The 23,899-nt window shown below is 59.3% G+C and carries 20 protein-coding genes; 3 read left to right on the top strand and 17 right to left on the bottom strand.

Going from position 1 to position 23,899, the window contains the following annotated elements; genetic code table 11:
* Positions 1–171: 171 nt before the first annotated feature.
* From RAS12_RS22590 to RAS12_RS22520, 15 genes are all read right to left on the bottom strand, one after another.
* Entirely contained in the window at positions 172–1,038 is an 867-nt protein-coding gene (locus RAS12_RS22590; RefSeq protein WP_306941581.1) for an NAD-dependent epimerase/dehydratase family protein, read from the bottom strand.
* Complete coding sequence (locus RAS12_RS22585) at positions 1,038–2,924, bottom strand: polysaccharide biosynthesis protein (protein WP_306941580.1); 1,887 nt, start codon at positions 2,922–2,924, stop codon at positions 1,038–1,040. Before RAS12_RS22585 ends, RAS12_RS22590 begins: the two co-directional genes overlap by 1 nt.
* Positions 2,925–2,986: 62 nt before the next feature.
* On the bottom strand, positions 2,987–3,562 hold the full coding sequence (locus RAS12_RS22580) for an acetyltransferase (protein WP_306941578.1): 576 nt from the start codon (positions 3,560–3,562) through the stop codon (positions 2,987–2,989).
* A gap of 452 nt (positions 3,563–4,014) precedes the next feature.
* Positions 4,015–5,040 (bottom strand): MraY family glycosyltransferase, encoded by a 1,026-nt coding sequence (locus tag RAS12_RS22575; RefSeq protein ID WP_306941576.1) that lies wholly within the window; start codon positions 5,038–5,040, stop codon positions 4,015–4,017.
* A 22-nt stretch (positions 5,041–5,062) separates the two neighbouring features.
* Positions 5,063–6,190, bottom strand: a complete 1,128-nt coding sequence (gene wecB, locus RAS12_RS22570) for a non-hydrolyzing UDP-N-acetylglucosamine 2-epimerase (RefSeq protein ID WP_306941574.1) — start codon at positions 6,188–6,190, stop codon at positions 5,063–5,065.
* Positions 6,183–7,193, bottom strand: a complete 1,011-nt coding sequence (locus RAS12_RS22565; RefSeq protein WP_306941572.1) for a polysaccharide biosynthesis protein — start codon at positions 7,191–7,193, stop codon at positions 6,183–6,185. Before RAS12_RS22565 ends, wecB begins: the two co-directional genes overlap by 8 nt.
* A gap of 19 nt (positions 7,194–7,212) precedes the next feature.
* On the bottom strand, positions 7,213–8,079 hold the full coding sequence (locus RAS12_RS22560; protein ID WP_306941571.1) for a dTDP-4-dehydrorhamnose reductase family protein: 867 nt from the start codon (positions 8,077–8,079) through the stop codon (positions 7,213–7,215).
* A gap of 13 nt (positions 8,080–8,092) precedes the next feature.
* A complete protein-coding gene (locus tag RAS12_RS22555; protein ID WP_306941569.1) occupies positions 8,093–9,325 on the bottom strand; it encodes a glycosyltransferase family 4 protein in 1,233 nt (410 codons plus the stop codon).
* Positions 9,322–10,383, bottom strand: a complete 1,062-nt coding sequence (locus tag RAS12_RS22550; RefSeq protein ID WP_306941567.1) for a glycosyltransferase — start codon at positions 10,381–10,383, stop codon at positions 9,322–9,324. The genes RAS12_RS22555 and RAS12_RS22550 overlap by 4 nt, the downstream gene beginning before the upstream one ends.
* 65 nt (positions 10,384–10,448) lie before the next feature.
* Positions 10,449–11,717, bottom strand: a complete 1,269-nt coding sequence (locus tag RAS12_RS22545) for a glycosyltransferase family protein (RefSeq protein ID WP_306941566.1) — start codon at positions 11,715–11,717, stop codon at positions 10,449–10,451.
* Between the two features lie 13 nt (positions 11,718–11,730).
* Positions 11,731–12,807, bottom strand: coding sequence for an acyltransferase (locus RAS12_RS22540; protein ID WP_306941563.1), 1,077 nt, complete (start codon positions 12,805–12,807; stop codon positions 11,731–11,733).
* On the bottom strand, positions 12,804–14,102 hold the full coding sequence (locus tag RAS12_RS22535; protein ID WP_306941562.1) for a glycosyltransferase family 4 protein: 1,299 nt from the start codon (positions 14,100–14,102) through the stop codon (positions 12,804–12,806). Before RAS12_RS22535 ends, RAS12_RS22540 begins: the two co-directional genes overlap by 4 nt.
* A 113-nt stretch (positions 14,103–14,215) precedes the next feature.
* Positions 14,216–16,102, bottom strand: a complete 1,887-nt coding sequence (locus tag RAS12_RS22530; RefSeq protein WP_306941560.1) for a class I SAM-dependent methyltransferase — start codon at positions 16,100–16,102, stop codon at positions 14,216–14,218.
* Between the two features lie 32 nt (positions 16,103–16,134).
* Entirely contained in the window at positions 16,135–17,520 is a 1,386-nt protein-coding gene (locus tag RAS12_RS22525; protein WP_306941558.1) for an ABC transporter ATP-binding protein, read from the bottom strand.
* On the bottom strand, positions 17,510–18,301 hold the full coding sequence (locus tag RAS12_RS22520) for an ABC transporter permease (protein ID WP_306951572.1): 792 nt from the start codon (positions 18,299–18,301) through the stop codon (positions 17,510–17,512). The genes RAS12_RS22525 and RAS12_RS22520 overlap by 11 nt, the downstream gene beginning before the upstream one ends.
* A 515-nt stretch (positions 18,302–18,816) precedes the next feature.
* On the opposite strand from RAS12_RS22520, the gene RAS12_RS22515 reads away from it, so the two are divergent.
* The 3 genes from RAS12_RS22515 (at position 18,817) to RAS12_RS22505 (ending at position 21,759) form a co-directional block, all read left to right on the top strand.
* A complete protein-coding gene (locus RAS12_RS22515) occupies positions 18,817–19,386 on the top strand; it encodes an SRPBCC family protein (protein ID WP_306941556.1) in 570 nt (189 codons plus the stop codon).
* Between the two features lie 99 nt (positions 19,387–19,485).
* Complete coding sequence (locus tag RAS12_RS22510; protein WP_306941554.1) at positions 19,486–20,838, top strand: MFS transporter; 1,353 nt, start codon at positions 19,486–19,488, stop codon at positions 20,836–20,838.
* A gap of 51 nt (positions 20,839–20,889) precedes the next feature.
* Positions 20,890–21,759, top strand: coding sequence for a DMT family transporter (locus RAS12_RS22505; protein WP_306941552.1), 870 nt, complete (start codon positions 20,890–20,892; stop codon positions 21,757–21,759).
* Positions 21,760–21,770: 11 nt separating this feature from the next.
* On the opposite strand, the gene clsB is transcribed toward RAS12_RS22505, so the two are convergent.
* A complete protein-coding gene (gene clsB / locus RAS12_RS22500) occupies positions 21,771–22,982 on the bottom strand; it encodes a cardiolipin synthase ClsB (protein ID WP_306941550.1) in 1,212 nt (403 codons plus the stop codon).
* Positions 22,979–23,845, bottom strand: a complete 867-nt coding sequence (locus tag RAS12_RS22495; protein WP_306941548.1) for an endonuclease/exonuclease/phosphatase family protein — start codon at positions 23,843–23,845, stop codon at positions 22,979–22,981. Before RAS12_RS22495 ends, clsB begins: the two co-directional genes overlap by 4 nt.
* Positions 23,846–23,899: the final 54 nt, after the last annotated feature.

Here is a 23,899-nt window from a genome sequence, read left to right as displayed (position 1 = left end):
GTTTGCCGCGCTGGTCTTGCTGCTGGATGCGGACTGGCGCAAGACGCTGCTGGCCTTTTCGCTTCAGGACACCGCCTTCAATTGGGGTGCGCGGCCGACGCGGGCAAAGCAAGCGGATGAACAATGCGCATCGGTCTACAAAGACGCCGCGGTGACAGCCATAGCATCTGGTCAGGGCTCAAATGCCGACGGGCGGTATCCAAGATCACGGCGGGCATCGTCGTGGGGAAACACCAGGTCTTCATTCATGCGCTGCGCCATGCCGACCGTCCAGTGCCGGTAGCGCGGAAGGCGGCGCGCCAGCGTCAACGCCAGCCGAAATACGCCTAGCGGCACCGTCAAAATACGCGGGCGCAACCCCAACGACGTAAACACCCGCGCAACCATTTCCCGGTAGGTCAGCGTTTCGCCGCCCGACAGGTTGTACGCCTGATTCGCTGCCACGGGCGCCATCAAAGCCGCCACGCTTGCCGCGGCGATATCGGCGGCTTTTACCGGTTGGCGCAGTCCGCGCGCGGCGCCAAATACGGGAAACAAACCAAAACGCCGGATAAAGCGCGAGATTTCCGAAACGTTGCCGTCATGTTCCCCGCCGTAGATCAGGGTCGGCCGAAGAATCACGTATTCGATCCCGGCGGCCGTTGCCCATTCAATCAAGGCGGCCTCGGCGTCGGCCAGCCGGCGCGCCAAGGCTTGTTCCTTCGGCACAGACGAGGTGGTCTTGGTAAACCGGCTGGTGGAAGACAACGCGACAATTCGCTTCGCTCCAGCGGCCTTCAGCTCGTCGAAATACCTGGGCAATATCCAGATCGGGGCCAGCGACACCCACAACGAAATAGGCAGGTCGCCGAAAACAGGCGCTGACGCGTTCTCGGAATCCGGCAATGAACACCACTGAATCCGATCACTGTCGGGCAAGGGCAATCGTCGGGTGAATGCAACCGGGGCCAATGCCTGGGCGAGCAACTCGTCCAGGAGCGCGCCGCCAACAAGGCTTGTCGCGCCCAGCACTCCGACGCGGCTTGCCGCAGCGTCCATCACAACACACCAGCAACGTGCGCTGTCTTGGCCGGAGCGTCCTGAATCGCAGCATCAGCAATCCTGGGCGTGTACTCAGGCACCCAGCGCAACAGACCCGTGCGCACGGCTTCGTCGCTGGCGCCGGATTCGTTGTCCAGCCATGTCGTCAACTCAAGCAAAAAGTCCGGCGGCACCTCGCGCGAACGCGCGATCCGCAATTTCGTATGAGGCGTGGGCCCGGTCTGTTCACAATCCGCCAACAGTTCTTCGTACAGCTTTTCTCCGGGCCGCAAGCCCGTGAATTCAATTCGGATCTGCTCTTCGTCGTAACCGGAAAGCCTGATCATGTTCCGCGCCAAATCGACGATCTTTACCGGATAGCCCATGTCCAGCACATAGACCTCGCCGCCCTGTCCCATGGAAGCCGCCTGCAGCACCAGCTGCGCCGCTTCCGGAATGGACATGAAATAACGCGTGATGTCGGGGTGCGTGACGGTCACGGGCCCGCCGCGCTGAATCTGCTCTTGGAACTTCGGGATGACGCTGCCAGTGCTGCCCAACACGTTGCCAAACCGGACCATGCCAAAACGTGTTGGGCCTTTACAGACGTGAAAGGCCTCGCAGACCATCTCTGCCAGCCGTTTGGTTGCGCCCATCACGTTGGTGGGATTGACCGCCTTGTCCGTGGAAATCAGAACAAAACGCTCAGCTTCGTATTTTTGCGCGCACCTGGCGACCACCAGTGTCCCGCCAACGTTATTGCGCACCGCCTGCCATGCATTGCCGACTTCCATCAACGGTACGTGCTTGTAAGCCGCAGCGTGGAACACCACTTGCGGCCTGTACAAGGTGAATATCTCGTCCATGCGATGCGCATCTTTAACGTCGCCCGCCAGCGCGACGATGCGTATGTCGGGCCGATGCTGCGTGAACCACTGTTCAATCACGTACAGCGCAAATTCACTGGTTTCGACCAGAACCACCTGCGACGGCGCAAACCGGACCAACTGATGACACAGTTCGCTGCCGATCGAGCCGCCGGCGCCCGTTACCAATACGGTTCTGCCGTTCAGCATCGTGCTGACGTGCGCGGTATCGATATGCACAGGATCTCTGCCCAGCAAATCCTCGATTTCCACCGGCCGCATCTGACTGATGGCGACTCGTCCGCTCATCAGGTCGTCCACTTCGGGCAGCACAAAGACCTGCGCGCCGGAATGCACCGCCAACTGAGTTACGCGGCGCCGGACCTCGGGCGCCGCACTGGGCATCGCCAGAATGATGTGGCGCGCCTTGAACTCCTCCAGCACCGTTGGCAGGCTGTCGAGCGAACCCACCACCGGATGGCCGCCCAGCTCGCGCCCCCACTTGTTGCGATTGTCGTCCACCAGCGCAACCACTTTCCAGTCCGGGCTGCGTTCCAGCTCTCGCACCAGGGATGCCGCCCGGCTGCCCGCCCCAACCAGCACGACGGGCTTGCCCTGCGCGATCAAGCCGCCATACAGGCGATGCTCCTTCCACATGCGCCACGCGGCGCGGCCGCCTCCCATGAAGAGCAGGAGCAGCAAGGGATACAACAGGAACAAGGAGCGGGGAACCGAGAAATTCGGGGGCACCAGCTGCGCAACTATCAGCAACGCCAACGCGGAAACCGCTACCGCCTTGAGCACCCGCTTCAGATCCGGCAGGCTGGCGAATACCCACATTCCGCGATACAACCCCGCCCACCGGCAGGCCACCGTGTGAACGACAAGCAGCAAGGGCAATCCGAACAGAATCTGATTCACATACCCGACTGGCCATTCGAAATTGAAGCGCAGCAAGAAGCCGCCTACCCACGCGACGAACGCCGCGAACAGGTCGAACAGAAATACCAGAAGCGAACGAAATGCGATGGGTAACAAAACGGCCTACGCTTTCCAGCGTCCTATTAAATGAATCACAACAACATCCCGGCCGCTGCAGATCAACTGCTTAGCGCGGTCCCGGGCGGAGACACCTGACCCTCCGGCACCACCACGCCATATCCGGCGCAGCAGCCGGCCTGAAGCCAGGCCCCTGCTCCGATCTTCACGCCTCCCGCAAGATGCACGCCAGTGCCCAAGTGGGCATATGGCTCCAGCAGAGTGTCATGATCGGCGGTGCAATGCGCGTTCAGGATCGAAGCGGTACCAATATAGGCGCCTGCTCCGACCATCGCCATCGCCAGAATGGCTGTCCCTGCCTCGATAGTGGCGCTGGGACTGACGCTTGCCGCGGGATGGATGACAGTGGCCAATGACACCCCCGCGTCTTGAATGGTCTGCACCCACTTGGCTCGCAGCGCATTATTGCCAACTGCGGCAATCGCCTGGGTGTCATGGTCTGCAATGCCAGGCAGCCCTGCAAGATTGCAGACAACCCTACGTCCGCCTGTCTCCTGCAACTCAGGCCAACGATCATCCACAAACAGAATTTCCGCCCACATCCCGCTTAGCTGAGCGGCCTCTGCTACTGCGCGTCCATGCATGCCCGCGCCGACAACCAACAGCGATCTCGCCATCGTCTTTATCTGTCCCTATTCAGTCGTCCAATCTACCCGCAGAGCGCCTGTTAGAAAGGTTGTCAGCTGTGGGGGCAGTGCCTATTTCGCTTATTTTTCCTGGTGTTTCGACCGCTAAACGACCGCCGGATACATCATGAAAATAGAATTGTAACGATATGGTCGTAATATTAGGAAATATTTCGCGCCCAATTCCCGACCACAGCGAAAGTTCACCCTGGCCAGCACGCAGACGTTATCACGCAGATCGGCAAAGAAGCGCTAGAAGGTGTACCAATTCGCGGCGCGTTCATGCAGAGAATTACGCTGCAAAACGCACCATGAATGGCCCGCGCACATCGATATCTCCATACAGGCGTAGCTTGGCCAAACCTGGCCTGAGGCTGGCGTGCATAGATACCGCGCGCGGCTTGCGACATCTTCAGAAACACACGCCGCTAACGGCTGGAGGCTCACGCTTCGCGTTCGCCTGCCTTGCAGCCAATCGCCAGCGCCAACAGCGGTCCATAGGCCAGGGGGACGCCGGCCCACGCGGGCAACCAGCCGTAAGCCACGCATAGCGCCATGGGAAAAAGCCACACTGCATTCAGCGCAATGACCGTCAGCAGCACGGGTCTGTGACCGCCAAACCGGCGCGTCGCATGCTGATATGCGTGCATCCTGTGGGCCAGATACACGCGCTCACCGCGTGCGAGCCGCCGCGCAAGCGTCCAAGTGGCATCCACCACGAACACGCCCAACAAGATGACCCACGCCCAAAACAAAGAAGGGTCCTGCCACGCAGCCTGCAAAGCCAGTCCGCCCAGCACAATCCCAAGGAAGCTGCTGCCCGCGTCACCCATGAAAATCCGGGCGGGCGGAAAATTCCACAACAGGAACCCCACCACTGAGACCGCAAGCAGAAGCGGCGCCGCCACGGCGCCCGCATGGCCGGTCAATGCATATAACACTGCTCCGCCGCCCGCCACGCAGATGGCTTCCGACGCAGCCAGGCCGTCGATCCCGTCCATGAAGTTGTACAGGTTCAACAGCCAGACCAACGCGAACAATCCAACCGCGCTTGCTGCCAGCGCCCATGCAGTCGAACTGCTGGAAAACACGTCCGCCGGCAGCCCCCCGAACCAGACCAGCAGCCAAAGGGCGCTGCCAAAGTGCACCAGCAACCGCCACCGGACCGCCACATGGCCACGGTCATCCAGAAAGCCAATCATCGCCACGGCGGCGCCGGCGCCGCCCAAAGCGATAGCGGCAGGCTCGGTCAACAAACCCAACCAGATCAGCACCGGCAAACCGGCAAGAAAGCTCAACACGAAAGACACCCCGCCGCCCCGAGGCGTCGGAACGACGTGTGAACTGCGGCTGTTGGGAACGTCCAGCAAACGGCTGCTGGCCAGCGCATAACGGCGCAACGCCCCAGTCAGCAGCCATGCCGCCGCCAGGGCTACCGCCAGAACGCACCAAAGAAACAATGAAGGCATGACTCAGCTAGCGGATATCGGGTCAGGACTTCGACCAGACGGTCCGGTTCACATAGTCGGTGTAGCTCAGCACCACGCGCACGACCTGCTTGGACACCGGCCCCCCCTCGTAATCTTTGACGATGGGAATGACGCGTTCGTCACGCCGATGCTGACTGGTCACCACCCGAACCGCGTCGGCAACGCGATCCGCCTTCAGGCCGCTCATGATCAGCGTGCCTTCGTCCATGCCTTCAGGACGCTCGTGCGCATTGCGCAACGTGATGGCCGGCAAGTTCAGCAGCGAAGCCTCTTCCGTGATCGTGCCGCTATCGGACAACACGCAGAATGCGCCCATTTGCAGCTTGATGTAATCAAGCAGGCCAAACGGCTTCACAAAGCGGATCAGCGGATGATCCAACGCGTCGCCCAAAGCCTCCAGACGCTTGCGCGTCCGCGGATGCGTCGACACGATGATGGGGTGCCCGTGCGTATCCGCAAGATTGCGCAGCGTCTCAAGCAGGTCGCGCAGGTTTTGCGGCGTATCGACGTTTTCTTCGCGGTGCACGCTGACGACAAAATACTTGCCTTCCGTCAGGCCTTCACGCGTCAGCACATCCGACGCCAGGATGTCGGCCATGTAGTAAGCCAGCACTTCTTGCATGTGCGAACCGGTCTTGATGATCGTTTCCGGGCGAATACCCTCGGCGATCAGGTAACGGCGCGCATGCTCCGTCAGGACCATATTGATGTCGCTCAGATGATCCAGCACCTTACGGTTCAGTTCTTCTGGCACACGCTGGTCAAAGCAGCGGTTTCCCGCTTCCATGTGAAACACCGGGATCTTGCGGCGCTTGGCTGCGATCACCGCCAGGCAGGTATTGGTGTCGCCATACAGCAGCAAGGCATCCGGCTTTTCTTGATCGAAGATCTCGTCGGACTTGATGATGACGTCGCCAATTGTCTTGGCCGCGGTATCTCCCGCTGCGCCCAGAAAATAATCGGGCTTGCGGATGCGCAGGTCATCAAAAAAGACCTGGTTGAGTTCGTAGTCGTAGTTCTGGCCGGAGTGCACCAGTACGTGATTGACTTGAGCGTCGAGCTCGGCAATCACGCGGCTCATCTTGATCAATTCAGGCCGCGTGCCGACCAGGGTCATTACCTTAAGCATTGATCTGCCCCCGGATGTATTCCAGCTTCAACAGCAACTCCTTGACCCCTTCGACGTCCAGCCGGTCCGTATTATGGGACGTGTAGTCGTCCAGTTCCGAGATATGGGTTTCGCCTTCGACGAAGTACTTCTTGTAGTTCAGATCGCGGTTGTCGGCAGGAATGCGGAAATAACGGCCCATGTCCTCGGCCTTTGCCATCTCTTCACGCGAAATCAACGATTCGTACAGCTTCTCGCCATGGCGCGTGCCAATAACCTTGACCGGGCTGTCACCGCCAACCAGTTCCTTGAGCGCGACAGCCAGATCCGCGACCGTCGAGGCTGGCGCCTTCTGAACAAAAATGTCGCCTTGCTGCGCATGTTCGAATGCGTACAGCACCAAATCGACTGAGTCTTCAAGCGACATCAAAAAGCGCGTCATGTTCGGATCAGTGACCGTCAACGGCTCGCCCGCCTTCAGTTGGCTGACAAACAGAGGAATCACCGAACCGCGCGAGGCCATGACGTTACCGTAGCGCGTGGCACAGATCACAGGACCGGACTTGATGTTGATGCGCGACTTGGCCACGACCAGTTTCTCGGCCATGGCCTTGGAGATACCCATGGCATTGATGGGATACACCGCCTTATCCGTGCTCAGCACAACCACGCGCTGAACGCCCGCGGCGATTGCCGCATTCAACACGTTCTCGGTGCCAAGGACGTTGGTCTTTACGGCTTCCATCGGATAGAACTCGCACGACGGCACTTGTTTAAGCGCTGCCGCGTGAAACACGTAATCCACGCCTATCATCGCTTGCGCAATGCTGTCGTAGTCGCGGACGTCACCGATGTAGAACTTCACCTTGTCATCGGCAAGCGCGATGCGCATGTCTTCTTGCTTCTTTTCATCACGGCTGAACACGCGAATTTCGCGCACATCCGTGGAAAGGAACCGCTTCAGCACCGTGTGTCCGAACGAACCAGTGCCGCCGGTAATCATGAGAACTTTATCGTCAAACATAGATCAACCATTCAATCTGTTAATGAATCTCACGACGGGCGTGCATTTCTTTAATCAATTCCGGCCAGGAAGGCGGCTTGTATCCGGTCGCCTGCAACAGGCGGCTGGCATCCAATGACCGGTCAATTTTCACCTGATCATCGGGAATAATATCTATTTGCTTGCCGTACACCTGAGCCACCAGCGTCAGGAGCGAATACTTGTCGATCGGTGCGACAGCGCAATGGTAAAGCCCGTGCAATGAGGGATTCGGAATTACGAAATCCTTCATCACACGCGCAAGTTCGGTGGTCGGCAGGCCGGAAAACACGGCGTGCTTGTAACCCTTTACCGGACCCGCCTGAGACAAGAACCAATCAACCAGCGCAACATTGCTGCCAATCTCGTGGCCAATGATCGATGTCCGCAGGGTAATCGCGTGGGGATCGGAGACGACCTCGCCAATATACTTCGACTTGCCATAGAGGTCTTCGGCATCGGAAGAATCCGATTCCAGATACATACCCTTACGGCCATCAAAAACGCAGTCGGTGCTCACGTGAATCAAGCGGGCCGAACTCAATGCGCAAAGACGCGAAAGACGGTGCGGCAGCATCGCGTTCACCGGCAACGCCACCAAGGGATCGTTGGCGTCCGCAAGCTGCTTGATAAGGCCGATGCAGTTGATCACGACGTCGGGCTTGACCCGGCCCATCGCCGCAACGAGAGAATCGTTGTCCAGCACATCGACACCCGTCAGCAACCTGGGGCGCGCAGCTTCATTGAAATGGCGCAATCCCGCCGCGCTGCGCAGCGTTCCCCAAGTTTCGAATGCAGGGTCCTCGCTGAAGCGCGAAAACACCGCGCTGCCCAGCATGCCTGTTACACCTAGAACTAATATCTTCATGCTAAGCCTTCTCTTAATGCGAATTCATGTTCTCGGAAAGAATACTCACTAATCGGCGCGCCTGCCGGCCTATCTCGAAATGCTCAAGATAGTAGGCCCGGCCTGCGGCGCCCAGGTCGCCGCGCTGCCCGGCGTCCATTGCGTACATACGCCCAATGCAATCGGCCAGGCCGTCCGCGTCTTCGGCGGCGCATACCAGCCCGCCGCCGGACGCATTAATGATCTCTGCGCCCGCCCCGTCCAGCGCGCCAATGATGGGGCGGCCTGCGGCCAGGTAGGCCTGAACCTTGCTGGGTATGGTCTGCGTCAGGATGGCATCGCGCTTCAGGGTCACCAGCAGCGCGCCCGCCCGATCAAATATATGCGGCATCTGCTCATTCGGATATCGCCCAGCCAGCACCACGTTATCTAGGCCTTCGCGTTCCACCTGTTCCCGGATCTGGCCCGACATGCTTCCGCTGCCGACCAGCACGATCTTGCAAGCTCCCAGCTCGCGAACCTTGCGCGCGGCTGCCAGGACGGTGTGCAGGGATTGCGCGGTGCCCAGGTTTCCGGCAAATACCACGCAAAAGTGGCTTTCCAGCGTGGCTAGCAACACCGGATTCACCGCGCAGGCGACGGGGGCTTCAGCCTTGGGATCGCGGCTCGAATTCGGGTAGTAGACGATTTTTCTGGCCTCAGCCAAGCGGGCGACGGGTGCGCGAAAGGCCTCGGACTGCACCAGCAATTGCGATGCGGCACCGTATATCGCCCGGACCATCAAGCCCACTCCGGCAAGGATGGCGCGGCTACGTACAAATCCGGTGGCGCTCAGGCTTTCGGGCCACAGGTCCTGAATCCAGATGGACAACGGCCGCCTCAATCGCCACTTCAAGTAGATCGCGGGAATGACCGAGGTAATCGGCGAAAAAGCGACGGCCAGAATTACGTCAAAGTCCTTTCCACGCACGGCGCGATGCCCGAAACGCAAGCCGTTCACCACGAACGACAGATAGTTCAACACCAGATTCTTGCCGCCGCCCTGACGCCGGGCGCGCAATGGCACCCGATGAATCACCGTGCCATCGTTTAACCGCTCCTGAGTGCAACCGCGCTCGTCATAGCCGTCGAATACCTTGCCATCCGGATAGTTGGGTTTGCCGGTCAGGACTTCGACCACGTGGCCCTGCGCCACGAGCGCGCGCACGAAGTCGTTGACAAAGAATTGCTCAGGCCAGAAATACTGGGTGACGATCAGGATCTTCAATCGATGCTCGCTTGAGGGCCACTACCGCGCAGCATGGACCAAAATTGTTCTGGGCTCACCGGTTCCGCGGGACCCGACTCCTGCCCCAACTGGCGTCGCACTGCACGCGCAATCGACACCGCCGAGCCGGGGTCAAACGTCTGAGCCGGCACACATACGTCGCGCACGTAATCCAACTCTGATGCCACGATCGGCAAGCCAGCCTTGGACGCCTCGATCAGCGGCAATCCGAAAGACTCTCCAAATGACGGGAACACAAGCGCGCCAGCCTGCGCATATAGCCGCGACACATCCTCGCGGCTCAACTCACCTTGGTTGTCGATGCGCAATCCGTGTTTGGCGGCAATGGCCAGCAGTTCGGCTGCAAGCGACTCGTCCCTTGGGCCCAGCGTGACGGCAAGAGACGGGTAAAGCCCCTTTTCGGCCAACAGGGCCCAAGCTTGGACCAAACGCCGGTGATTTTTGTGCGCCACACCATCGGCCACATACACAAAGTCCCAGCGGATGGTTTCACGGCCGTCCGGCACAGCGTGAGCCGGCATGCTGCCGGCGAACGGCGAAATGCGCACCATCGGCGACTGGGCCGGTTCCCCGAGCCAGTCCAGGACCGCGCGGCGCATTGTCGGTGTTTGCACGACATACTCGGCCACGCGATGGCGGAACAAGCGGCCGATGGATCGCTCGAACATCAGCCGCAGACGCGTCTTCAATGGAAACTGGGACAGCTTGATGCCACCCAGATAATTCCGGTTCTGCAGAAAAACCACGACCCGCGCCCGTGATGGGAGAACCGGGGGCAGTCCATGAAAACAGAACAGAATCGAGCCTGCCTCGGCAGCGCGCCGCGCGGCAAATTCCCCAGCAAGGCGCGCTAGCGCCTGCGGGCGGACCCAATACACCGACGCTCCTTCCGGCACGGCCAGCCGCCCCTCTACGCGGGCATCCAGAAACAGGCGGAGCGGCGCAGCGGACGGCCACGCGCCGAGCAGTGCCTGCAACAGCACAAACCCGCCGCCGGTATGCACATTGGGTGCGTAGAGGACGACTTCCGCCGGCATGATCAAAAGTGATTGGGAAGCATGGTTGTGATCGGAATCAGCGTTCGCGCGGCAAGGCGCGAGCGTCAGAGCCTCTCCAGGATGTCGCCAAACTGCTGCGCGATTTGCCGGCCGCTAAAAGAGTCGCGGTACGTTTGATCACACCAAGCGGCTCCATCGCGGCGCAGGACGTGATCCACGGCGCCCTCAACCGCTTTTTCAATTCCTTCGACGTCTGAGGGCCGGGCATGCCAGCAACCCAGCTGCTTCATCGCGTCTTCGGAGCCTCCGGGCGGCGTCAGGCCGACGATCGGCGTATCGGCGCCGATATAGTCGGACAACTTGCTAGGCAGGAACAAGTTCTGCCGAATATCGGCCTCGATCAACAGCAGAATATCCGCGTCGTACATTTGCTCTAACGACTCGACAAACGAGACGTTGCCCATCGCCTGCACGGTACCCTCGGGCAGGCTCTTGGCCGCCTCGCTGGCAAGCATCTCGGGCGGGACCAGGCCGATCAGTTCAACGCGAAGCTGGCCACGCAACTCAGGCCGTCTGTTGAACAGGCCCGCCAAAGCCTTGAACAAGGGCTCGGGCGAACGCCTGCCGTACAACACGCCCACATAACGCAACACGATGCGATCATTCTTCGCCTTCATCCGCTGCGGGAAGAGCGCTTCGTCGTACGCGTGGGGAATCACCTCTGTGCGCCGGCGCGCTGCCTCAGGCTGATCGCGCATCATAAGATCCAGCGAATAGCGGGAGCTGTGCACGATAAAGTCGGCGGCGGCCACAGCACGCGGCTCATTTCTGGCATTCCACATCTTGGTCAGACGGCTGATCTCAAGCGGGTTGCCCGCCCAAGGGTCGCTGAACTGCGCCAGCCATTTGACGTTCGGACGCGCTTTCTTGACGCGCGTCATGACGGCATTGATCGAATGGAAAGGCGACCACGTCATCACCGCATCGTACTGGCTCAGATCCGAATCCATCAGCTTGCTGTAGGCGGACTCTCGCAACACGGTCATCAAATCCGGCACACGGTCCAGGACTCGCGACGCTTTGCGCAGGCGGCTTACCAGCCCATCGGCCGGACGAAGCCGCTCGATCTTTCCGAACGTCTTTTCAGCAAATGCCAGCAGACTTTGATCCAGGGGCAGCTCTGGGCAGAATGAGTCTGCGCACAAGACATCGACGTCATAGCCAGAACGGGCAAGAGCGGCCATCGGCTTATACACAGCCGCGGTCATCTGCACCTGCATTGGCGGGAAGGCGTAGCTGAAAAGCAGGATTTTGCCTTTGGAAGCAGCCAGTGCCTGACCTGCCCCATCCGGCACAGCGGTCCGAGTATTCATAGTGTTCGCAACGTTACCCGGCAACACGGCTGGCTCCCGGAATCAATCGAATGACAGCTGCAATAAGGCAACTGAAGAAAAAGGTGCTCAACGAAATCAGCAGGATCACGAAGAACATGGGCAAGTGTTCGGTCAGCATCCGGATTGTGGCGCTGTAGCGCACATGTTCCAGCACGACCACGTGCACGAAGAAAATAATGAAGCTGCGGTCTCCCAGCCATTGAAAGAACGCGGCAGGCCGGCCGGAGAGCTCAATTGTGGAAAACGCCAGGAATGCCGCGATAGTGCCAATCACGACGTTCGGCGTGAAGTACACGTAAGCCCGCTCGACAGCCACGCCCGCTTGCTCGCTGAAGCGCCAGGTCAGGTAGAACGTGATGGCGGAGCAAGCCGCGTACACAGCCACACATAACCAGCGCGGTATGGATTCGCGTCTGATGCCGTTGATCAGCCCGCCCAAAATGAAGAAGCCGCCATACCCTAAAAAACTGCCTTGCTGCATGATGCCAAGCACCCGCAACGGCCAATACAGCGGCACGCAGGTAATCACGAACCACACCACGAAGAAATAGACACTGAGGGCTGGCTTGGTGCGCAGCGCTTCGTAGATCGCCTGGAAAAACGGCAACAACAGGTACAGCCCGACAATCATGTACACGAACCAAAGGTGATACATGGCGGGCTGGGTAAAGATCGTCAACAGACCTTCACCGTAGCTGCCCAGCGCATTATTGCGATACAGATGCGCCGCGCTCCAGAAGATCAGCGGAATCAGCACCTTCAGCACACGGCGAAGAATATCCCGCGGTGTCGCGATGGGCATGCCGGGTTTGAGCAGCATCGCACCCGAGATCATCACAAAAAGCGGGACCGCTACGCGCACGACCGAATCCAGCGCATTGGCGGACAGCCAGTCCGTCAGGGGCGACTTGCCAAACGCATAAAACGCCGCGCCGCAAGAATGGATCAGGATCACGCCATAGATGGCCACCACGCGGCACAAGTCCGCCCACGCCACTCGCTGGCCTCGCTGCACGCCGTCGGGTTTTGCGCTGGCCACGGGTTGGATCGATACGCTCTGAGCCGTCATTGCGCCTTCCGTCTGTTGTTGATCACGCGTTCGTACACGGCCGCCATACGCTCGGCCTGCAAGCGTATGTCGTAATGCTGTTCGGCCAGTTGACGAGATTTTTCGCCTCGGCGCAGACGCTCTTGCGGGTCGTGAATAAGTCGTTCGATCGCTGCGCACAATGCAGCGGAGTCGCGAGAAGGCACGGCTAAACCCGCGTCCGGCGTAAAGATCACATCTGGCAATGCCGTTCCTTCGAAACAAACCGACGGCTTGCCGCTGGCCATGGCCTCGACAGCCATCAGGCCGAATGAATCCGCCAGCGATGGCATAAGGAAAAGGTCGGTCGCGCTGTAGACGTCCTGCATGACGGTGTCGTCATTGGTCCAGCCCAGCTCGACCATCTGGAAACGGTTCTTGAACTGGTCGACCCGGCCCTTGTCATTGAGCGTCAGCAGACAAATCGGCACTTGCGTCTGCAGCCTTTCCAACGCCTCAATGACGTATTGCAGGCCCTTGAAGTCATTCACAACGGAACGGAAACACAGCACAAGCCGATTTTGCTCTATGCCCAACCGGGCCTTGGCTTCAGCCTGATTACCCGGCTTGAAGAAGTTCAAATCCAGGCCGAAGGGAATCTTGTGGACAGGCACGCCTTCCATCAAAGGCGATTGGCGCACCATGTTCTCCATCCAGGTCGAAGCGACCAGCACTTCGAACTGCGAGCGCTTATAGGCGAAACGCTTCAGACGGAAATTAAGCGCCGTGGTGTCGCGATGGATGGCGAAATCCGTCTTGAGGTCCGGGCACTGGCCACAACCGGTCTTCCAGCGCTGGCATGCAAACGGATGGATGCAATGGCCGGTCATGGCCCACGGATCGTGCAGCGTCCAGAGCGTAGGCTTGTCGGCCGTCAGCGACGGCAGGGACTGCATGCTCAAAAAGCCGGAATGGATGATGTGGTAATGGACCAGATCGGCTTCGCGAAACGCTTCCATCCGGCGCATATGCATACCGTTGGAATAGAGCTGCGACTGCAACGAGAGCGTCTTTTCCACTCCCCGCGTAAAGCGGTTGATCTTGCGCAGGATTTTGCCATCAAGGCTCACGACATCCTCTTCCTGCCTGTCGTGCTCCCACACGAAATGCTTGGAGAATACGCCATGCGCCTCGAGATGCGGTTTCAGGGATAACCCATTGAAACGACGTCCGGGGGACTGATATCCGTTTACTTGCAAAACCTTCATGGTATGCCCGCCTATCCTCTTATGCCGAACCAGGCTTTGCGCAAGCGCACACGACGCGCCTGATGTCATACGCAAGCGATCTGCCTGGTACTGCAAGGGATCTGAATTGCTTTTATAGGAGGAGCAACGAGACTAAAACCCGACGTTCCCGCTCCCGGAAAACACATTTGTATCAGGCAAAACTAGCTTGATTTGCTAAACAGCGCTCTATAGGCGCGCGTCCAGCGCGATCCGGCTTCTGCAAGTGCCCTGCTTTGATACTGTTCCACCGTGCCGCGCAACGCAGCAATTTCAGCGGCTTGCGCCTGCAATACCTGCTGCTGGCTGACATCGTGACCTTCGGCCTGTTCCAGCAATGCCCGCATGTGGCGGCTGTCAACACGCACGAGCAGCTTTGCCGTCTTGACGTAAGCCACCCAGGGCTCGCCAATGCGCCCTTCAACGCCGCCATTGATCCAGTGCTGCACGCTCGATTCCTGCGCGATGTAGCTCTCGATGTGATGATCCGTAATGCCAATGCTCTGCATCCGCAACGCTTCACGCAGCAACTCAAGAATATGCAGCGGCGTACCTTCGGCCGGTCTGGCGACACTGGCAACGCTTGCCATGCTGCCAAACAAACCGCGCAAAATAACGTAGGACAGGCTCAGTTCCGACTCGATCGTCCATTCTTTATCAAAGAATGTCAGCTCGCCTGGAGCTGTCTCGATGCAATTGAGCGGCGTCCAATCGAACAGTGCGCCAGGCACTGACTTATCTAACGACAAAGATACCGCAGCGCCCAGATTGGCTTCCCGGCAAAGCGCATCGATCCAAGGCCTGGCCCATTCACAGACGTCCGCGACAGACCATCCCGGCGTGTTCAGGATTTTGCAGAGCCCCAACCACCAGACCGGCCCGTTCAGGTAAGGGCCGTCCTCGATCGTATGCGACACAGGCACGGCAGGCGCCTCAGCCTGCGCGACGCGATGCCGGGCAGTGTGCACCGTGCCATCTTGAAGGAAGAAGCGCTTGGCGGTGGCGAAAGCGGGATGACGCTCCACGCTGTAGTGCCACGCCAGATCCGGAGCTTCGCGCACAGGCTCGACCGCCTTGGGCGTCTTGCCGGCAATGATCAGGAACGAATTCGCCAGATCTTCAGCCAGCCCGTTTTCGTGGATGGACTCCCAGACCTGCTCCAGCGAGAACGACGGAATGATCCAATCCGGCCGGGCGCGGTCGCGTCCAACCGTACCCGACAGGAACGCCCGAGCGCCGAACGGACCCTTGGGATCCATCCCTTTTGAGCTCAGCAGCGAGACCGGCATGTGGTAATCCGGGAGCGGGAACAGCACTTCCTGCGCGCTCAGGCCCACCGAACCCAGAATGCCCTTCAACTCGTCCAAACCAAACCGGATGATCGTATCCGGACCATATTGGCCTTCAATGCCGTAATACGGCACATCAACGTTAGGCTCCGGAAAACCCGAGAAGTACTTGAGTCCCAGCTTGTTCTGGATCGCGATGACCAAAACGCCGTCGTCCTTGAGCTGGCGAGCCGCGTTCTGGAGCAAATCCAGTTCGGCGCGATCGCCGCAATGGGAAAAAATGCGGGCGTATTGCAACACGCCAATCATCGTCACCACGTCGAACTTCTGCTCAGCATTGAAGTCTTCAATGCGGTCACAGACAACAGACACGTTCTTCAGGTCAGCCGTGCGTTGACGCGTAATCGAAGCGCGATGCGCAGAGGCTTCCAGAGCGACAACGTCGCCTCCAAGCTCGCCAAGATAGCGCGTAATGATCCCGCAGCCCGAGCCCAGTTCAAGCACTCGCCCGCGGCACAACGCTTCCAGCGGCCGCAAGATATTGGCGCGCACCGGCGAAAGATGACAGGCGGACCGCCAGTCCCAGATCGCACCCGTCAACTCGCGTGAAAACAGCGAACGATCTTGCGCTCGGGCAATGATCCGCTCAATTTCCAGCTCGAAGTCCGCGCCATCGGTATAGGTAAATTCAGGAATGCTGCCATCCGTTTGCGGAAACAGCATCCCATTCATTTCTTTGTAATCGGTCGGAAGATTGTGCATATGTATTCTTTAATTGCGGGAACGTTACGCGTTCACTTGGTCGAGGCATCCAACACGATTCGGGGCTGAAAACCAATATCAAAAAGACCAGTGGATGGCTTAGGTTCGTCCGCCATGACTCTGAAGACGAGCGCATCGACGATACGGTGATGCAGCGAACCGTCTTCACCTTGCATTGCAAACGTGCAGAAATAAGTCGCAGGATTCAACGAGCACTCAAATTCGAATTCAAGATCCAAAGTTGTGCCCGCCGTGAAATCGATGCCGTGGTCATCCAACATGGGATGCGCGCAGCCCGCCAGATCGATACCCGACGTGGTGCGGATCAGCGCATAAAATCGAACAGCCGAACAATCCTCGACGACTTGGACGCTGCACTTCAATTTATAGCGGTGACCACGAAGGATGTGGTTTACGCGAGCCCCAGCCATCGTTTGCAGTTCGGGAGCCGTAAGCTTCGCGCCGACCTCATCATAGGACAGCGTGTCTGGCACAAAGGTCGCGTCGTAGAACGGCTCCAGGCCGCCAACAGGCGCTTTGTTGGATTCCTGGGTATCGGCGCTTGTTTGCGGTGCAGCAGGGGCGGCGGCAGCGGCATCCCCTTCGGCATCAGTCCGACGAATTTCGGCGATCAGCTCCAGGGCCTTGTCGCTGGTTGTATTGCCCAGCTTCTGTCCGAAATAAACAGCGCGCTTGGGAATACCGGTATACAGACGTTCACCCGCATTCAACAAAACAGCGCGATCGCACAGATTGATAATAGCGGCGCCGGAATGCGAGACAAACAAAATCGTGGCGCCACGATTTTTGATTGCATCGATCCGCGCAAAACACTTCCGCTGGAATGGCTCGTCGCCCACAGCGAGCGCTTCGTCCACTACCAGAATGTCCGGATCAACGTTGATCGCCACGGCAAAGGCCAAGCGTGCGTACATCCCGCTTGAATAGTGCTTTACGGGCTGCTCGATGAATTGGCCAATGTCGGCAAAGGCGGCAATAGCATCAAAGCGGGATTCAATTTCGGCCTGATTCAGACCAAGCACCATCGCGTTGAGAAAGACGTTTTCGCGGCCGGTGAACTCGGGATTGAACCCTGCCCCCAGCTCCAACAGCGCGGCCACACGGCCGTTCGTTTCAACCTTGCCCGAAGTTGGCGCCAGCGTTCCGCAAATCATCTGCAGCAGCGTGGACTTACCAGAGCCATTGCGGCCGATGATGCCCACGGTCTCGCCGCGACCCACATTGAAAGAAACGTCGCGCAGCGCCCAGAATTCCCGGAAGTAATTGACCGGCGGCCGGCCAAGCATGCTGCGCATACGAGGGGCGACGAATTGCTTCAGCCGATCATGCGGCCGATCATAAATCTGATAACACTTGCTCAGACTGTCAACGCGAATGACATCGCTATCAAAGGACATCAGCAAACCCCTTCCGCGCTTTTTGAAACCACCAGAATCCGGCCCATGCAATCACCAAACTGATTGCCGCATAAATTCCCAGCGCCCCCCAATTCGGAAGCTTGCCATACAGCAGTACGTTTCTGGACTCCTCGATGATCAATGTCAGAGGATTAAGCATGACAATCGCCTGAGCCTTCGGCGGCAAATTCGAAATCGGATAAAACACGGGCGATATGAATAAGAGCACCGACATCACCAAACCGATTGTCTGGCCAATATCGCGCACATACACGCCGGTTGCGGATAAAAACCACGCGAATCCCATCGTCACCAGCAACAGCGGGAACAGCACGATCGGGAAGAATATGGCTGTCCAGGAAATGGAACCGCTCAGGACCAGCTGCGCAATCAACAGCACGCACACACTGATGGCCGCGTGGAATAGGGCCGCGCCCATCGCCACCCAGGGGAATATTTCCAGCGGAAATACCACCTTTTTCACGTAGGTAACGTTGCTTTGAATCAAGCCCGGGGCACGGCTAATGCACTCGGAAAACAATCCGTGCACTATCAGGCCCACAAACAGCACCACCGCGAAGTTGGCGTGGCCGGCATCCTGACTGACACCCCAGCGCGACTTGAACACGACAGTGAAGAAGAAGGTATATACCGTCAACATGAGCAATGGCGTGAAAAAAGACCACGCCAAACCGAAGATCGAACCGCGATATCGGCCCAAGACTTCTCGTTTGCACATTTGAACGGCGAGCTTTCGATTGCTCCAGATGCTGGAAAGCATTGCTGCTGGAGATACACGCTGTGCCTGATGAGGATTCACACTACCTATTCCACTTAAACGTCCTGTTTCTTCAAATGCGAAGACCCGAGCCGGACATGAAGTTATTAGAATGTATACAAACAGGGCGTCGATAAAAACCGTTAGGCGCGTGTCTGACCACCGTTTTTTTGCTGCACAACCGCATCTGGTTGAATATGCCTGGACCGGCTGAAAATCAAAAAATTCAATTCAGCACCCAAGGCAACTGGCAACAATGTCTTAACAAACTATTCAAATTGAAAGCCGGCGATCGCTAAGCGCAAGAACCGCATACTAGGCATCAAATTAACCCTGAATCATAACATGCACGCATGGCCCACCTGACGCGGCTGACTGCTATAACCCGACGCAATCCACGCTGAATAATAGTAAATCTCAATAGCCGCCAATGCCGCGAAAAGACGCCAAGACGTGGCAATTTTCGCAATGCAGGTCCACAATGGGTTCATAACGCCTCTAACAGCAAGGAGACAACCATGCGCATTGCCGATGCCCAGTGGATTCCTTCAACCCAGCACCAGACTTGGGATGCGTTGACCGACCCGAGAGTGTTGCAGAAGTGCATACCGGGCTGCGTAGAAGTCGCAATGCGCAGTCCCACCGAATACGCCGTGACGCTGCGCGCCAAGCTCGCCGGCATCGATACCGACTACGAGGGCGAAATCCTGATGTCGGACGTTGCCGCTCCTGACAGCTGCACGCTAGTCTTCGAAGGCAAAGGCCGAGCAGCCTGCCTGGCGATTGGCACCGCCCAGATCAACCTCACCACTAAAGATCATGGCACGCGTGTGGCCTACACCGTCGCCGGCATGGCGGGTGGCAAGCTGGCGGAATGCGGCGAAGGCCTGCTGCTGAAAGCCGGCGAGAAAATCATCCAGAATTTCTTCGCCGCCTTTATCGACCACATGGCCGTACAACCACGCATCGCGCCACCGCCGCCGCCACCGGAACCCGAACCCCGAGGGCTATCGAATTCGCGCTGGTCCTGGATTCTTGTCGTGCTGGTCATTGCAGTTTTCTGGGGTTATCACTCGTTTTACAAGTGAAAACCCTAGTGGGCCGGTGATATCCTACGCGGCATGACTCCGCCGCCACCATCGCCCTCGCCAGCCGCCGATTCACCACATTCCCGCCGGGATTTGCTGATGGCCATGGCTGGGGTGTCGGCAACCGTGGTGCTTGCCGCGTTGGATTCCACCATCATCAGCACCACGCTGCCGCGGGTGGCCGAAGCGCTGAACGGTATGGCGCTTTACGCTTGGGTGGGGACCGGCTACCTGTTGGCCACAGCCGCATCCATCCTGATTTTTGGCCGGCTCGGCGACATGTTCGGCCGCAAGCCTCTGATGCTGGTGTCAGTGCTGATCATCGCGCTCGGGTCCATCGCCTGTGGCCTGGCGCAGTCCATGACGCAGCTGATCGTATTTCGCACCTTGCAAGGCGTGGGAGGCGGCATGATGATCGCCACGGCTTTCGCCGCGCCCGCAGATCTGTTCCCCGACGCCAAACAACGCGTGCGCTGGATGGCTCTGGTGTCGGCCGCATTCGCCATGGCCAGCGGCATAGGCCCCGTCTTGGGCGGCGCGGCCACGCAAGCCCTGGGCTGGCGCGCGGCCTTCTTCATTTCGCCAATTGCGGCGGCCGGCGCGTTCTTTTTGCTGGCCAGATATTTCCCCCGTATCCGTCCGATTCATGATGGCAGCCGCAAGATTGACTGGCTGGGCGCCATCCTGCTGGTGCTTGCTGTCGGCGCGCCGCTGGCCGCCTTGGAGCTGGCCTTTGCCAAGGGCGAGCACGCGCATCCGTTATTGGGTCTGACCCTGGCGGTCATCGGCGTAATTGCCATTGTTATTCTGATTCCCACTGAACGCCGCGTAACCTCGCCGATTTTCCCGCTCCGCGTGCTGCAAGGACAGGAGTCGCGCCTGCTGAATCTGTCCGCAATGATGGTGGGCGCGGTGATGTTCATTCTGATTTTCTACAGCCCGCTGCTGCTTCAGCAGGTGCTGGGCTACACGCCCAGCGAAGCCGGCCTGCTGTTGACGCCGCTGGTTGCCGCGATCTCGGTGGGTAGCATTGTCAACGGCCGGCTTTTTCCCAAACAAACTGAACCGCAACGGCTGATGGTGTTTGGCGGCGGGCTGTTGGCGGCAGGAAGCCTGATGGTGCTGCTGATCTCCCCGGGCACGTCGGCGTGGTGGATACTGGCCGCGTTTTTCGTCAATGGCTGCGCCTTGGGCTTTCTGTTGCCCAATTTGACGCTTTTCATGCAGATGCTGAGCGAACGCCGCGATGTGGGCGTGGCCTCGGCCTTGGTACAAACGACGCGCGCCATCGGCAGCGCGCTGGGCACCGCCGTGGTCGGCATTCTTATTTCCCACAGCACGGTACTAAACGGAGTGCGCACGGGACTCGTGTTGTGTATTGTGCTGTCCCTGGCCTGTGCGCTTCTGGCGCACAGGGTCAAGATGAAGAACCTGGTCACAAGCCGCAAATAGCGCAGACCCAAGGCCTGCCATGACCAGGCCCAAGACGAATACGAGACAACCATGCGTCAACGCAATTTACTGGACCTGCTGCTTCTGGCGGCCGTCTGGGGCGGCTCCTTTCTCTTCATGCGCGTTGCCGTCAAGGATTTCGGTCCCGTCGCGTTGATTGAATTGCGCGTAGGTCTGGCCGCGCTGTTCCTGCTGCCCGCCGCGATTTGGCGCGGTAAGTTGCCGTTGATTGCCCGCCACTGGAAAGCGTTGCTGGTGGTCGGCACACTGAACGCGGCCGTGCCGTTTCTGCTGTACGCCTACGCCGCCCAGTCTTTGGGCGCGGGCTTCCTGTCGGTCGCCAATGCGGTCACGCCTGTCTGGGGTGCAGTTGTCGGCTGGTTATGGCTGAAGGACAGGCTGCCGTGGATGCGATCGCTCGGCCTGTTGATCGGCCTTGTCGGCATTGTCGTGCTGGTATGGGACAAGCTGAATTTCCAGGCGGGAGGCACTGGGCCTGCCGTGCTGGCGGCGGTCTCCGCACCTGTGTTCTACGGCATTGCCGCCAACTGGACCAAACGTTTCCTGACCGGCGTGGATGCCCTGGCCAGCGCCACGGGCAGCATGATCGCAGCGTCGCTGGTGCTGCTGCCGCTGGCCATCTCTGCATGGCCCGAAGCGCCCGCTTCGATGGCCGCCTGGATTTCCACAGTTTTGCTGGCGGTGGTCTGCACCGGCGCCGCCTATATCGTCTTCTTCCGCCTGATTGCCAACGTCGGGCCCACGGCAGCCGTCAGCGTCACCTTCCTGGTGCCGATTTTTGGCGTGGTATGGGGCGCATGGTTCTTGGACGAGGTCATCACCCCGTCCATCGCGGTAGGCGCAGCCATCATTCTGGTAGGCACCGCGTTGGCGTTGGGGCTGATCAAACGACGCGCCTGAGCCGCGAGCGTTCAGTATTTGTCCGACGTGCCCGTCAACGCCACGCCGATCCGCAGCAGCGTGTAGGACGCCGCATCGACCCAGCGCCTCACCCAGCCGCGGCGCTGATAATCCAGCGGACGAATGAAGTGCCCGCCTTCGGCAATCGCAGTCTCAAGCCGTTCCTGCAAATCCCAGGCAAAGGCCGGGTTGTCCACAACCACGTTGGCCTCGCGCGCCAGCAACAGGCTGAATGGGTCCAGGTTAGAGGAACCCACCGTAACCACGTCGTCGATCACCGCGACCTTGGCATGCAGATAGCTGGGCATGTATTCATAGATCTCGATGCCATCGCGCAGCAGCTGGTCATAGAGCGAGCGTGTGGCGTGATACTGCATGCGGTATTCGACCTTGCCTTGCAGCAGCAGCCGCACTCGCACGCCGCGCGCCGCGGCCTTGGCCAGTGCGCGGCGGAATTGAAGGCCTGGAAAGAAGTAGGCGTTCGCGATCAGAATGTCGCGGCGCGCCTGCGATATGCCGAACAAATAGGCGCGTTCAAACGTCTGGCGAAAGCGCAGGTTGTCGCGCAACACCAGCGCGGCGCGTAGTGTTCCGCAAGGCCCCACCCAGGCATGATGCGGTTTTGTGAGCCGCATACGGCTCCAGTCGCGCGGGTGGCGCCGTAACCGCGCCCAGTTCAGACGTACCCACAACAAATCCTGGGCATACGCCGCATCGGTGACCAGCGGACCTTCAACCTGCACGGCAAAATCAAACCGTGGCGCGGCAATGCCGTCGGTCGGGTCCAGGTCATCATAGTCATCGACGACATTGATGCCACCGATGAAAGCAATGCGGCCATCCACGACCGTCACCTTGCGATGCAGCCGTCGCAAGCGGCTGCGCGATGGAATCAGGCGGGCGAACCAGCGGGGTTCGGGACGGAATATGCGGCACTGCGCGCCGGCGTCCAGCAATTGCGCGCGCACATCGTCCACGCTATCGGCGCTGCCGAATCCATCAAGCACGACACGGACCTTGACGCCGCGCCGCGCCGCGGCCGCCAGGCTTTCCAGCACTCGTGAACCGCTGCGGTCCACGATGAAGATGTAGGTCTCAAGATGCACGCTGACCTGGGCCGCATCGATCGCCGCACACAGCGCAGGAAAGAAGTCTCCGCCGTTTTGAAGCAAGCGGATGTCATTGCCCTCTGTCCACTCCAACTTGACCTGCTCGGCCTTCACGGTAGTTCCAACTCGGCCAGCAAAGGAGAGTGATCGGACAGCCGCGCCCATTCCCGCCCGCGCAGCACGCGCGCGCTGCGCACGGCAAAACCGCGTTGATAGATGCGGTCCAGGCGAAACCAGGGAAAGACAGCGGGGAACGTGCGGGGCGGCGGCAACGGCGAACGCGAGCTGCCGTCCATGCCCAACTGATTCGTGCGTTGCGTCGCAGACACGCCGCTGTTGGGCAATCCGCGCAATGCGTTGCTCAGACGTTTGACGGAATCTCGCAAGCGCGGCAGTTCGCCGCCATGACTGCGCGGCGCATGGGAAAACACCTCGTACAAGCCCAATTGCTGCACGAACAACGGCGCCAGGCGGTCGCCCCAGTCATTGAAGTCGCCCGCGATCAGAATGGGTTCGCCGTCCGGCACCATGCGCCCGATACGCTCGGTCAGCGCCAGGATCTGCCGGCTGCGGCTGCCCGCGAACAATCCCAGATGCACCACGAAGCAATGCACCGCGCGGCCATCGACTTCGATGCGCGCATGCAAGAGCCCGCGCTGCTCCATCCGATGATCGGAAATGTCCACGTTTTCGTGGTCAAGAATGGGGAAGCGCGACAACAGCGCATTGCCATGGTCCGTCGTGTCACGAATGGCATTGCGGCCATAGGCAACATCCAGCCGCAAGGCAGCGGCAAGCGATTCGTGTTGGGCGTCGAGCAGCGTTTTGTGCTCGTTGCGGCCTTGGACTTCCTGCAGGAAGACCAGGTCTGGGCGCAGGCCATACAGGCCCAGGCGCAGTTCATTCAGCGAGGCGAGCCGGCCCGATGCCGAACGGCCTTTGTGAATGTTGTAGCTGACGACTCGAATAAGCGACATAGAGGATATGACGCCTTTTCAACATCGGGCGTGCGCCAAAAATCTGGCGCACCC

It is taken from the genome of Achromobacter seleniivolatilans, assembly GCF_030864005.1.
Classification (GTDB): Bacteria; Pseudomonadota; Gammaproteobacteria; order Burkholderiales; family Burkholderiaceae_B; genus Achromobacter; species Achromobacter seleniivolatilans.
The sequence above is the reverse complement of the archived record's forward strand: the minus strand, read 5'-3'. Positions and strand labels throughout refer to the sequence as shown.

Bases quoted from the DNA above. Each gene is read 5' to 3' on its own strand.
- RAS12_RS22590 (WP_306941581.1), bottom strand. From the start codon at position 1,038: ATGGACGCTGCGGCAAGCCGCGTCGGAGTGCTGGGCGCGACAAGCCTT.
- RAS12_RS22580 (WP_306941578.1), bottom strand. From the start codon at position 3,562: ATGGCGAGATCGCTGTTGGTTGTCGGCGCGGGCATGCATGGACGCGCA.
- RAS12_RS22575 (WP_306941576.1), bottom strand. From the start codon at position 5,040: ATGCCTTCATTGTTTCTTTGGTGCGTTCTGGCGGTAGCCCTGGCGGCG.
- wecB (WP_306941574.1), bottom strand. From the start codon at position 6,190: ATGCTTAAGGTAATGACCCTGGTCGGCACGCGGCCTGAATTGATCAAG.
- RAS12_RS22565 (WP_306941572.1), bottom strand. From the start codon at position 7,193: ATGTTTGACGATAAAGTTCTCATGATTACCGGCGGCACTGGTTCGTTC.
- RAS12_RS22560 (WP_306941571.1), bottom strand. From the start codon at position 8,079: ATGAAGATATTAGTTCTAGGTGTAACAGGCATGCTGGGCAGCGCGGTG.
- RAS12_RS22550 (WP_306941567.1), bottom strand. From the start codon at position 10,383: ATGCCGGCGGAAGTCGTCCTCTACGCACCCAATGTGCATACCGGCGGC.
- RAS12_RS22545 (WP_306941566.1), bottom strand. From the start codon at position 11,717: ATGAATACTCGGACCGCTGTGCCGGATGGGGCAGGTCAGGCACTGGCT.
- RAS12_RS22540 (WP_306941563.1), bottom strand. From the start codon at position 12,807: ATGACGGCTCAGAGCGTATCGATCCAACCCGTGGCCAGCGCAAAACCC.
- RAS12_RS22535 (WP_306941562.1), bottom strand. From the start codon at position 14,102: ATGACATCAGGCGCGTCGTGTGCGCTTGCGCAAAGCCTGGTTCGGCAT.
- RAS12_RS22530 (WP_306941560.1), bottom strand. From the start codon at position 16,102: ATGCACAATCTTCCGACCGATTACAAAGAAATGAATGGGATGCTGTTT.
- RAS12_RS22525 (WP_306941558.1), bottom strand. From the start codon at position 17,520: ATGTCCTTTGATAGCGATGTCATTCGCGTTGACAGTCTGAGCAAGTGT.
- RAS12_RS22520 (WP_306951572.1), bottom strand. From the start codon at position 18,301: ATGCTTTCCAGCATCTGGAGCAATCGAAAGCTCGCCGTTCAAATGTGC.
- RAS12_RS22515 (WP_306941556.1), top strand. From the start codon at position 18,817: ATGCGCATTGCCGATGCCCAGTGGATTCCTTCAACCCAGCACCAGACT.
- RAS12_RS22510 (WP_306941554.1), top strand. From the start codon at position 19,486: ATGGCCATGGCTGGGGTGTCGGCAACCGTGGTGCTTGCCGCGTTGGAT.
- RAS12_RS22505 (WP_306941552.1), top strand. From the start codon at position 20,890: ATGCGTCAACGCAATTTACTGGACCTGCTGCTTCTGGCGGCCGTCTGG.
- RAS12_RS22495 (WP_306941548.1), bottom strand. From the start codon at position 23,845: ATGTCGCTTATTCGAGTCGTCAGCTACAACATTCACAAAGGCCGTTCG.